This window comes from Rhodococcus mengyinensis (genome assembly GCF_048381435.1).
Classification (GTDB): Bacteria; Actinomycetota; Actinomycetes; order Mycobacteriales; family Mycobacteriaceae; genus Rhodococcus_F; species Rhodococcus_F opacus_D.
The window spans coordinates 21,088-32,117 of the sequence record NZ_JBLWIT010000101.1 but is presented as its reverse complement, the minus strand read 5'-3'; the positions used below and the strand labels follow the sequence as shown (position 1 = coordinate 32,117).

Here is an 11,030-nt window from a genome sequence, read left to right as displayed (position 1 = left end):
ATACCTGTTTTACGTGAGGCGATAACGAACGTCTATGGTGTTTGAACAGCGGCGATGCAAAGAGGGAAGAACAGCGCCTCGCATTTGGCTACGGCGGTGTTTCCGCCCGGCAACCTTGTCGAAACCGCGGCGTGCTTGCGTCGCCGCATCGTCAGAAAGGCAGATCGCTCGTGGATACCCGACGCTTGTTCTCATTCGTCCGCATCGTCGACGCCGGAAGCATCACGCGGGCGGCCGACATTCTGCACATCGCCCAGCCGGCACTGAGCCAGCAGATGACGGCGCTGGAGACCCACTTCGGTCAGCAGCTGCTGATCCGCAGCAAGCAGGGCGTGGAACCCACCGATGCGGGGCGCGCGCTGTACCGGCACGCGCAGGTGATCCTGCGGCAGGTCGAGAGTGCTCAAGCCGAGGTGAGCGTCGTCGGTCGAGAACTGGCGGGCGGCGTCTCCGTCGGGCTCGCGCCGTACAGCACCGTGAGCTCCATCGCGTTGCCGCTGCTCACCGCGGTGCGGTCGCGGTACCCGAGCATCCTTCTGCACATCAACGAGAACTTCGGCGGCGTGCTGAGCGAGGCCATGATGACCGGCCGCATGGACATGGCGCTGCTCTACGACACCGGGCCGATCAAGGGCGTCAACTTCGAGCGTCTCCTCACCGAGGAACTGATGGTCGTCGCGCCGGCAGGCACCGGTCTGCCCGGTGACACCGGGACCGCCGTCGCCATCAAGGATCTCGTCGACCTGCCGCTGCTGCTGCCGGGCCCGATGCACACCATCCGTAAGGTGGTTGAGCAGGCCTACGAACACGCCTTCGAGCACGCGCGGGTGGTCGGGGAGGTGGAATCGGTGACCCTGATGGCCCAGGCGGTACGAAATGGTTTGGGCGCGACGGTATTACCGTTCTCCGTGGCCCGCCGCATCATGAATGTGGAGAACCTGGAACTCCGCCGCATCGAACCGACCATCGAAGTCCAGGTCTCCCTCGGAACACCCGCCAACCAGCCGCTCTCGGGACCTGCCGAGGCCGTGCGCGAGGTGTTGCGCAGTGTCGTCGCCAACTACATCCGGACCAGTTCGGAAGCCGACCGAGGCATTCAGTAGCCCCGGCTCGCGTCGATCGGTGCCATCAAAGGCGCTCCGGCAGCGAAACGTTCGACGTTGGACGCGACGTGATCGGCAAGCAGCCGCGTCAGCCCCGTCGCCGGATTCGCGACGTGCGGCGTGATGATGGCATTCGGCAGGGCCCAGAGCGGATGTCCGTCGGGAAGTGGTTCGGGATCGGTGACGTCGAGGGCGGCCCCGCCGATCGATCCGGATTTCAGCGCGTCGACGAGCCCCGCGGTGTCGATGAGGGAGCCGCGCGCCACGTTGACGATCCACGCCGTCGATTTCATCTGCGCGAGCGCGTCCTTGTCGACGATCTGTGCGGTCGCCGCCGTCGCCGGTGCGGCGATGACGAAATGGTCTGCTCTGGACCAGATTTCCGACGTCCGATCGGACGTCAGCGTCTCGACAGCACCCGGGACCGGGGTTCCCGAACGGGTCACGGCGAGCACCCGCGCCCCGAACGCGTCGAGCAGCGGGATCATCGCGCGACCGATGCCGCCGCACCCGACGATGGCGACCGTCGCCCCGCGCAGCGTGCCCACCTGCGGGTCGAATTCGGCCTTGCGCCACGAGGTCGCGCGCACCTGCTCGGTGAGGGCGCGGACACCGGCCAAAAGCAGCAGAACTCCGTGTTCCGCGACGTTACCGGCGTAGGCGCCGGCCGCGGACGTCCACGTCCGCTCGGTGTCGACGATCCCCGCGGAGATCCACGGCTCCACACCCGCCGAGGGGAGTTGCACCCAGCGCACCGAGTCCGGCAACTTCGCCGGGAACGTGTCGGGACCCTGCGCCCACACCACGGCTTCGGCATCGTCGAGCGGGGCGAGGACGCCTCCGCCCCGCTCGATCCCGCGCATCAGGGCGGCGTCCGGGTACGGTCCGAGGTGGATACGAGGCGTTGCGGTGTTCGGCATCATGGTCTTTCGAGTCGGTCGGGTGGGGATCACACTACGGCGGTGAGGCCGCCGTCGACGTACAGGATCTGGCCGTTCACGAAGTCCGACGCCGGTGACGAGAGAAAGAGCAGTGCACCCACGAGTTCCTCGGGACGCCCCCACCGCCCGGCGGGCGTGCGTTTGGTCAGCCACGCACTGAACTCGGCATCGTTCACGAGCGCCTCGGTGAGCTGGGTGTCGAAGTACCCGGGTGCGATGGCGTTGGCCTGCAGTCCCAGCGGTGCCCAGTCGGCGCACATTCCGCGTGTGAGCATCTTCAGCCCGCCCTTGCTCGCGGCGTACGGGGCGATGCCCGCCCGGCCGAGTTCACTCTGGACGGAACAGATGTTGATGATCTTCCCGTGCCCGCGCCGGACCATCGCCCGCGCGAACTCGCGGCCGACGAAGAAGGCGCTGCTCAGGTTGGTGTCGAGTACGCGACGGAAGTCGTCGTCACCGAACTCGAGCAGTGGGCTGCGGTGCTGGACGCCGGTGTTGTTCACCACGATCTCGACGGGTCCGATCTCGTCCTCGACCCGCTGCGCCGCGGCCGCAACCTCCTCGGGAGCGGTCACGTCGAACGCGCAGGTGTGGACTGTCGCACCGGTGGCGTCGACGATCTCGTCGCGGCTGCGTGCGAGGGCGTCGGCGTCGCGGCCGTTGAGCACGACCTCCGCACCCGCCTCGGCGAGTCCGTTGGCGAGTGCGAAGCCGATTCCCCGACTCGACCCCGTGACGAGCGCGATCTTGCCCGCCACATCGAAACTCCCGTGCGAACTCACTGTGTGACGACCTTTCGTTCTTCGTGCAGGTATTCGACGGCGGCCCGGGCGATCGCGTCCGGCGCCGGAGCGACGTCCAGGACCACTCCGAATTCGTCGGCGTCGAGCGGCTCGAGGAGCGCGAACTGGGAATCGAGCAGGGCAGGCGGCATGAAGTGCCCGCTCCGCGCGTGCATCCGGCCGTGGATGACCTCCCGCTCTCCTGTGAGGTGGACGAACAACACCGGGTCGGAGACGTCGCGGAGGATGTCCCGGTAGCTCCGCCGTAGCGCCGAGCACGCCACCACGCCACGGCGTCCCTGATCGGACAGCTCCTGCAGCCGGTCACGGACGACTGCGAGCCACGGTGCCCGGTCGTCGTCGGTCAGCGGGATACCGGCGGCCATCTTCTCGACTTTCGACGGCGGATGCAGATCGTCGGCGTCCAGGAACCGGTGGCCGGTCAGTTCGGAAAGTTGCTGCGCGACTGTCGTCTTCCCGCAGCCGGTCACCCCCATCACCACGATGTGGGGTCGCTGATCGCCACTCATGAAATGTTCCTGTCCGCCGGTGTGGAGAGATGCAGTTCGAACATGCCCGACCGGACAACGGCTTGGCAATGGCGGAGGGGATACCGGTTGACGTTGCCGTCATAGCGAAGCGCGAGGGATGCGGATGTTATCGGCCCACGAGTTTGACTGCCGCGGCCTCGATGGTCTCCTCGGAGAGCAGGACCTCGAGGGCGGCATCGCCGAGCGGGATGAAACTGTCGTCGCTCGTGACGCGTGCGAGCGGCCCGGTGAAGCCGTCGTCGATCAACGCCGTCACCACACCTTCCGACACTCCCCCCGACTTGCGGGTCTCGTCGACGATCAGCACCCGGCCGGTGGCGTTCGCCTCCCGGACGATGTCGTGGACGGGCAGCGGTGCGAGCCACCGCATGTCCACCACGCGCGCGGCGATGTTCGCCCGTTCGAGACGCCGCGCGACGCGCAGGCTCATGTGCACCCCGTTGCCGAACGTGACGATCGTCAGGTCGGTGCCGTCACCGTACGTGCGGGCCGAGCCGATCGGCACATGGTTCTCGGTCCGCTTCGCCGGATCCGGATACGGTGCCAGCCACTGCTCGTCACCGTCCTCGTGCAAATCTCTGGTGTGGTACAGCGCAATCGGTTCCAGGTACACACACAAAGCGCCTGCGGTCCGCGCGGCCGCCGCGCACGTGTGCATCATGGCCGCGGCGTCGTCGGGGCGCGCCGGGGACGCCACCACGATGCCCGGGATGTCGCGCAGTGCGGCGACGGCGTTGTCGTTGTGGAAATGCCCACCGAACCCCTTCTGATACCCGTATCCCGCGACCCGCACCACCATCGGGTTGCGGTACTGGCGGTCGGAGAAGAACTGCAACGTCGCGCCTTCCCCCCGGATCTGGTCGGCCGCATTGTGCAGGTAGGCCAGGTACTGGATTTCCGGGATCGGCAGCAGTCCAGACACCCCCGCGCCCAGCGCGAGACCCAGGATCGCCTGTTCGTCGAGGAGCGTGTCGAACACGCGCGCCGACCCGGCCTTCTTCATCAGACCCCGGGTCACCCCGTAGACCCCGCCCTTTCGGGCGACGTCCTCACCGAACACCAGTGCCTCGGGGTAGCGGGCCAGCACGTCGAGCAGCGCACGGTTGATCGCAAGAGCGGTGGTCAGCGGACCTTCATCCTCGGGAAGCGGGGACCCGACGAACTGCGCGCGACGGTCCGGGTCGACGCGCTCCGGCGCGGCCGCGGCGGCCTGCTCGGCACTGTCGGTGAGTGGCTTCATCACCGCCGCGGGACTGTCCAGTTGAGGTAGTTCGCCGACCTGCTCGGCCAGTTCGAGGACCTCGGCGCGCTTGTTCTCGTAGCGGTCGAGGATGTCGGTGGGGCTCAGGTGTCCGCGTTCGATCAGCAGTTTCGCGGTGCACAGCACCGGATCCCGGTCGAAGTCTGCGGTGATCTCCGCAGATGTCCGGTACGCGGCCTCGACATCGGAGCCGGCATGACCCATCAACCGGACGGTGCGCAGGTGCAGGAACGCGGGCTTCCGGTGCCTGCGAACCCAGTCGGCGGCATCTCTCGCCGTCGCGTATGCCGCCGGCAGGTCGGAGCCGTCCGCCTCGAAGTACTCGAGGCCCGCCCGGTCACCGAAGTTCGCGGCGATCCACCCCTTCGGCGTCTTGGTGCTGATCCCGATGCCGTTGTCCTCGCACACCAACAGCAGCGGCAACGGCAACCCCTGGTAGGCGGCGTGCACCGCGGTATTGACGGCACCGACGGCGGTGGAATGGTTCGCGGACGCATCCCCGAAGCTACAGACGGCGACCGCGTCGGCCGGCCACGGCGAGGGCACATGCAACTTCTCCGACCGGGCGATGGAGAAGGCAACACCGACAGCGCGTGGGAGATGCGAAGCGATGGTGGAGGTTTGGGGAATGATGTTGAGGTCGTGGCGGCCGAATACCTTGTGCCTGCCGCCAGAGATCGGTTCCTCCGTCGCCGCCATGAGTCCGAGGAGGACGTCGCGCAGCGGATCACTGCCGTCCACCTGCTGCGCCCGTGCCAGGAAGAAACCACCGGAACGGTAGTGCAGCAGAGCGGGATCGGAAGGTCGCAGGGCGGCCGCGACTGCGGCGTTGCCCTCATGCCCGGACGAGCCGATCGTGTAGAAACCCTTGCCCCGCGACCGCAACCAGCGGGCCGCCAGATCGAGATGCCTGCTGCCGACCTGGGCGTCGAAGAGGTCCAGAGCGCCCTGCACCGACAACGGGGACGGCGGCTGGATCGGATCCTCCGGACCGACGCCGGGGCGGCTCTCCCCGGGAACCAGCCCCGACACGACAGAGGTGAAGTAGTCGTCGATCTGTTCGGCCATTCCTAGATCATCCTGTGGCGCCGACCAGCGGGCAAGAGTCGCAGGATCAGAGTCTCGATCCCTCACCGTAAGGTCGACTGTTCCTCGCGCCGGACCGTGACCGTCACCATGACGAATACTGGGGTCACGGGTGCCCCGGCGGCCCCCGAACGTGGCAGGCAAGCCCCGGACCTGCTCTTTTTCATCATTAAGCAGAACTTGCCCTGAGGGTCACCAGGTCGGTCGCTCCAGCACTTCCAGTCGTCCGCCACCTCGTGCATGGTTGATGCATCGGTGACCACGCGCAGGCTTCGGGAAGGGATCACGGTGGATAGTTCGAGACGTTCAGAGCGCCGCCACGGTGACGTACCGACCCCAATCGTGCGTGGTCACCGTTTCCACGAAGGAGTCGACGACCACGGGTATCAGCGGGTTGCTGGGGTTGCGACGGTGAACCAACGCGACCGTGCGGCGCGCCCAGGGAGAGTGCAGCGGCACGATGGACACAGTCGGATGGTCGAGGATTCCCAGTGCGGGGACGATCGCCACTCCGAGTCCGGCGCCGACGAATTCCGTGACGAGATCGTAGTATTCGGTTCTGAGGTTCAACTCGGGGACGAATCCCATATCCGCACAGATGCGGTACATCGTCAGCTCACCGGCGGTGCCGGCGCCGCTCGAGATCCACTGCAACGAGCGGGCGCGCTCGATGTCCACTGCCTCACGAATCCCCTCATCGGAGGGGCTCAGGAATACCAGATCCTCTACGATCAACGGCTTTTCGACTACCGCATCGGACCATCGCTGCTGCAGCGCCGCGTACTCGTAGGTGAACGCGATGTCGAGTTCGCCGGATTCGATCATGGGCACGGTGTCCTTCGGCTCCCCGATCCGAAGGGACACCTCCACTGCCGGATGGGTCTCCCGCAGGTTCGACAACGCCGACGGCAGTATGCGTGCACCCGCGGTCGGGAAGCATCCGACGCGGAGCCGACCGGTACGCCCGGTGGCGATCCCCCGCACGTCGGCGTCGAGTTCGTAGAGCTCGGCCAGAACTCCCCGAGCGCGTTCGGTCAGCATTCTCGCCATCTCGGTGATCTTGACCCCACGCGCCTCACGATCGAAAAGACGCATACCGGAAGCTCTTTCGAGCGCCTCCATTTGCTGCGACACCGCCGAGGCCGTGTATCCGAGCTCGCGAGCCGCCGCCGCGAACGATCCGGTCTCGGTCACCACTTCGAGTGTCCGCAGATGAACTGGGTTGAGCATGTCACGTCATCCTTCGAGTCGAGAACAGACGTCCACGATATCGCCGTCGGCCGGAACCGGTCGACGGTCAAACACTACGCAGCACAGGGGCACACCGACCATGACCGACCTACTCTCGCAGATCGACGACTGGGGTCCCGAGAAGGTGGTGGTCGTTTCCGACCGCCGCTCGGGCATGAAAGGCGTGCTCGTCATCGACAACACGGCCCGGGGAATCGGTAAGGGCGGAACGCGGATGAGCCCTACCGTCACCGTCGGCGAGATCGCACGCCTCGCACGAGTGATGACGTGGAAATGGGCAGGTGTCGACATGTTCCACGGCGGAGCGAAAGCGGGAATCGCCGGTGATCCGAATGCAGCGAACAAGGAAGAGATCCTCCGGGCCTTTGCCCGCAAGCTGTCCAACGAAGTACCACGCGAGTACGTCCTCGGACTCGACATGGGACTCACCGAGAACGATGCAGCCATCTTCCAGGACGAACTCGGCGACCGCGGCGCGGCGGTCGGCAGCCCGCACGAACTCGGCGGCGTTCCCTACGATCAGCTGGGTGTGACCGGCTTCGGTGTAGCCGAGTCCGCTCAGGTCGCCGCGGAACGCCGGGGCATCGACCTCGGCAACGCACGGATCTCCATCCAGGGTTTCGGCGCTGTAGGTTCCGCCGCGGCCGAACGCTTCGCCGCGTTCGGATCCACGATCGTGGCCGTGTCGACGTCAGTGGGCGCGCTTCACGACCCGAATGGCCTCGATGTTGCTCTGCTGCTGAAACTGAAAGCTGATTTCGGTGATCACCTGGTCGAGCACTACCCGGGCGCGACCGTCCTGCCCGCAGGGCGTGAGATCTTCGTCGACTGCGACGTCCTGGTCCCTGCCGCCTTGCAGGACGTCATCGACGAACAATCCGCCCGCGAGGTCAAGGCCACGCTGGTCGTCGAAGGCGCCAACCTGCCTGCCAGCCCGCAGGCGCTGAAGGTGTTTGCGCGCAACGACGTACTGGTCGTTCCGGATTTCGTCGCCAACGCCGGAGGAATCGTGGCGGCCGGTGTCGCCATGGAGGCCCGCTACTCCCCGTTCCGCCCGGAAGGAAAGGCCGTACTCGACCTCGTCTCGCAGCGTCTCCGGGCCAATACCAGCGAGGTCCTCGACGAGGTCGCGGCGCACGGCGCCCTGCCACACGATGCCGCTCGTCGTATCGCCCAGTCGCGGGTGCGTGCCGCGATGGTGGCGCGAGGTCAGATCCGCGCGAACGCATAACAGGGACACCGATCGGAGCATGAGAAGTATGACCGTAATCCCCACATGGCAGCTGCGGGCGCGATTCGCGGCCGCTCTGTCCTCGATGTACGGCCGTGAGGTACCGGCCTACGCCACACTCGTCGACGTGTGCGAGGACATCAACTCCGCCGTCGTCGCCGGACGCGACGACGCGGAGCGGCTCGGCGACATCGGCAGGGTGACGGCCGAGAGACACGGCGCGATCCGCGTGGGCACTCCCCGGGAACTCCGTGACGTCGGCACGATCTTCGCCGGTTTCGGTATGCACCCCGTCGGGTTCTACGACCTGCGCGACGCAGCGCGGAGCGCAGTTCCGGTCGTGTCGACGGCCTTCCGGCCGATCGACGCCCACGAACTCGCACGCAACCCGTTTCGCGTGTTCACGTCGATGCTCGCGGTCGACGATCGCCGCTTCTTCTCCGAAGACCTGCAGAGCCGGCTCGAGACGTTCCTCGGTCGACGCACACTGTTCGGCGAGGAACTACTCACTCTGGCCGAGCGAGCCATCACCGAACACGGCCTTCCCTCCGCCGAGGCCGATACGTTCGTCCACTTGGCGACCTCCGCATTCGAGTTGTCGTCCGAGCCGACCGATCGTGCGTGGTACGCCGAACTGGAGCAGGTCTCGGCCGTGGCCGCCGACATCGGCGGAGTCACCCGAACCCACATCAATCACCTGACCCCGCGCGTCCTGGACATCGACGAGCTCTACACCCGGATGCAGCGACGCGGCCTGAAGATGATCGACCAGATCCAGGGCCCGCCGAGATGGAACGGCCCCGACGTTCTGCTCCGGCAAACCTCGTTCCGGGCCCTCGCGGAGCCCCGGAAGTTCCGTGAATCGAACGGTGAGGTCGTCGACGGCACGCTGCGGGTGCGGTTCGGTGAGGTCGAGTCGCGCGGAATCGCGCTCACTCCCCGCGGCCGGGAACGGTACGACGCGCTGATGGCGGAGACGGATGCCGCCGCGCGCAACGGTTCGTCGTGGCAGGACGCCGGGAGGTTGGTGTGGGAGGCCTCCGACTTCCCCACCACGGAAGCAGGTCTCGAGGAGGAGGCTCTCGCGTATTTCACGTACCGCGTGGGCGACGTGCACTCCCCCTCCGGTGTGGCGGATCGCGATCCGGCCGCATTGGTTCGGTCGGGAACGCTGGTGGCCACACCGATCGTGTACGAGGACTTCCTTCCGCGCAGCGCGGCCGGAATCTTCCAGTCGAACCTGTCCGGCAACGGCACGAAGGACACCACGAGCACCGGCGCCGACTACACCATCGACTGGTTCGCGGGCGCTCTCGAACGGGAAGTGCACACCCCCGAGGCGCTGTATCGCGCGCAGCAGGACGCATCGCTGCGAGAAAGCCTGACGCAGCTCGGAATTGAGCAGGGCGTCAACTTCGGCTAGTGGCGAGGCGACTCGTTCACGTGTGGCCGAATGTTCGAGCACACGACGTTCGGCGACTCAGGTGCGGATCACGGGATGGCAACATATCTGGTCGGCAGGTAGTGGATGCGCTCGACGGCACCACTATCTGCCGGGACAGACGTACTGCACATTCGAGAGGGCTTGTGATCATGACCGATTCCCCCGCCGGCGAATACATGCTGGTGCGTGCTCGATGACCACGACGAGGACCGGTGTCGCCGTGATAGGTACCGGCACGATGGGCTCCGCAATCATGTGGAGACTGTCGGAGCGGGGTGTTCCTGCCGTCGGTCTGGAGCAGTTCACTCCCGGGCACGATCGTGGCTCCGGGCACGGCGAGTCGCGCATCTTCAGAACCGCATATCATGAGGATCCGGCGTATGTCCCGATGCTCCGGGCCGCACTCCGAGGATGGCGGGAACTCGGCGAGCAAACCGGCGAACCCGTCTTGACGATGACCGGGGGCCTCAGCATCGGCCCCTCGACCGGCGTGATCGTGGGTGGCTCCCTCGAAGCAGCCAAGGTGCATGCACTCACCCAGGAGATTCTCGACCCGGCCGAATTCGGTACCCGGTTTCCTACTCAGCGATTGCGTGAGGGGGATACGGCCATCTGGGAGAAGGACGCCGGCGTGATCAGGCCGGAGTTGGCGATCACCGGTGCCGCGCGCCGTGCGTGCGAACTGGGTGCCTCTGTGCGTCCCGAGAGCCGCGTCCTGGGTATCGAGGACGGTCCCGGTGACACGGTGCTCGTGCGGCTCGACGACGAGGTCATTCGAGCCGACCACGTCGTGGTCGCGGCCGGCGCTTGGATTCCCGGCCTTCTCCCTGCCGCCCAGCTCCCCTTGACTGTGGAGCGCAAGATCCTGGCATGGTTCCCGGCCGAGGATCCGGCACAGTTCGGTCCGGACCGGTTCCCGGTCTTTCTGAGGGACAGTCCGGAGGGTAGGTGGTACGGCTTCCCCACCATGGACGGCAAGACGGTCAAGATCGCGCTCCATCTCGGCGGGCGCGAGACCGACCCTGACGACTTGGATCGTGTGGTCCACGACGAGGACACCGCTCCGTTGCGGGACCTCGTCCGTCGTTACCTGCCTGGATTGGGTTCGCGCCCCGTGCGGGCCGCGGTGTGCATGTACACGAACACACCCGACGGGCACTTCGTCATCGGAAATCCACCCGCCTACAGGAACGTGACGGTCATCTCCGCGTGCTCTGGTCACGGTTTCAAATTTGCACCGGTGATCGGAGAGATCGCCGCCGATCTCAGTTGCGGATCGACCCCCGAATTCCCCTTGGAGTTGTTCGACGTCAACCGATTCGCGGATTGACACACCGGAATACGGCGTTCGCGCGGTTGCGATCGAGGGGGAGGGCCGTC

9 protein-coding genes are annotated in these 11,030 nt (G+C 66.4%); 4 read left to right on the top strand and 5 right to left on the bottom strand.

The features are described 5' to 3' along the window. Positions 1-185 precede the first annotated feature (185 nt). Positions 186-1,103, top strand: a complete 918-nt coding sequence (gene nac, locus ACNJ7E_RS19515) for a nitrogen assimilation transcriptional regulator NAC (RefSeq protein WP_418340761.1) — start codon at positions 186-188, stop codon at positions 1,101-1,103. Here the strand turns inward: nac and ACNJ7E_RS19510 are convergent. From ACNJ7E_RS19510 to ACNJ7E_RS19490, 5 genes are all read right to left on the bottom strand, one after another. Next, positions 1,097-2,026 carry a D-isomer specific 2-hydroxyacid dehydrogenase family protein gene (locus ACNJ7E_RS19510; protein WP_418340760.1) on the bottom strand — a complete coding sequence of 310 codons (930 nt, stop codon included), beginning with the start codon at positions 2,024-2,026 and terminating at the stop codon, positions 1,097-1,099. The genes nac and ACNJ7E_RS19510 overlap by 7 nt on opposite strands. A 26-nt stretch (positions 2,027-2,052) precedes the next feature. Continuing rightward, positions 2,053-2,826 carry a glucose 1-dehydrogenase gene (locus ACNJ7E_RS19505; RefSeq protein WP_418340759.1) on the bottom strand — a complete coding sequence of 258 codons (774 nt, stop codon included), beginning with the start codon at positions 2,824-2,826 and terminating at the stop codon, positions 2,053-2,055. Continuing rightward, positions 2,823-3,356 carry a gluconokinase gene (locus ACNJ7E_RS19500; RefSeq protein ID WP_418340758.1) on the bottom strand — a complete coding sequence of 178 codons (534 nt, stop codon included), beginning with the start codon at positions 3,354-3,356 and terminating at the stop codon, positions 2,823-2,825. The genes ACNJ7E_RS19505 and ACNJ7E_RS19500 overlap by 4 nt, the downstream gene beginning before the upstream one ends. 127 nt (positions 3,357-3,483) lie before the next feature. Next, entirely contained in the window at positions 3,484-5,706 is a 2,223-nt protein-coding gene (locus tag ACNJ7E_RS19495; protein WP_418340757.1) for a thiamine pyrophosphate-dependent enzyme, read from the bottom strand. Between the two features lie 324 nt (positions 5,707-6,030). Continuing rightward, positions 6,031-6,954, bottom strand: a complete 924-nt coding sequence (locus ACNJ7E_RS19490; protein WP_418340756.1) for a LysR family transcriptional regulator — start codon at positions 6,952-6,954, stop codon at positions 6,031-6,033. Between the two features lie 100 nt (positions 6,955-7,054). Here ACNJ7E_RS19490 and ACNJ7E_RS19485 point away from each other — a divergent pair, with 100 nt between their 5' ends. The 3 genes from ACNJ7E_RS19485 (at position 7,055) to solA (ending at position 10,980) form a co-directional block, all read left to right on the top strand. After that, positions 7,055-8,206, top strand: coding sequence for a Glu/Leu/Phe/Val family dehydrogenase (locus tag ACNJ7E_RS19485; RefSeq protein WP_164060836.1), 1,152 nt, complete (start codon positions 7,055-7,057; stop codon positions 8,204-8,206). Between the two features lie 28 nt (positions 8,207-8,234). Continuing rightward, positions 8,235-9,629, top strand: coding sequence for a 2-oxoadipate dioxygenase/decarboxylase (gene hglS, locus ACNJ7E_RS19480; RefSeq protein WP_418340755.1), 1,395 nt, complete (start codon positions 8,235-8,237; stop codon positions 9,627-9,629). Between the two features lie 214 nt (positions 9,630-9,843). Beyond that, positions 9,844-10,980, top strand: coding sequence for an N-methyl-L-tryptophan oxidase (gene solA / locus ACNJ7E_RS19475; RefSeq protein ID WP_418340754.1), 1,137 nt, complete (start codon positions 9,844-9,846; stop codon positions 10,978-10,980). Positions 10,981-11,030: the final 50 nt, after the last annotated feature.